This is a genomic window from Limnospira sp. PMC 1279.21 (assembly GCF_032349615.1).
GTDB lineage: Bacteria > Cyanobacteriota > Cyanobacteriia > Cyanobacteriales > Microcoleaceae > Limnospira > Limnospira fusiformis.
In genome coordinates this window covers 1-319 of the sequence record NZ_JARPLU010000585.1, presented here as the reverse complement: position 1 = coordinate 319, position 319 = coordinate 1, and the positions used below count along the sequence as shown (strand labels likewise).

Below are 319 nucleotides of genomic sequence, written 5' to 3'. Positions count from 1 at the left end.
GAGTTGACGACGGAACTCATAAAATGAAGCATCAGCGATAGAACCCGCCAAACCATGATTTTTCAGCATACCTGACACATTCAAATCTTCAATGACTACTTGGCTGTGGTTCTTAGCCAAGAAAGTAGTTATTTTATGAATCGTGTCCCGCCGAATGTTTGCTACTCTTTGATGTAGCTTTTGAACTTTTAAGAGACATTTGGCCCAATTTTTCGAGCCTTTGACTTTGCGACTTAAATGACGTTGTAATCGAGCTAGTTTTTTGGTGGCTGCTTTATAAGCCTTGGGATTAGAGAATTGGGTCCCATCGGAGCAAGTC

1 protein-coding gene is annotated in these 319 nt (G+C 41.4%); it reads right to left on the bottom strand.

The features are described 5' to 3' along the window. On the bottom strand, nt 1-319 hold a 319-nt coding region (locus P5683_RS26075), incomplete at both ends, for a transposase (RefSeq protein WP_315645161.1).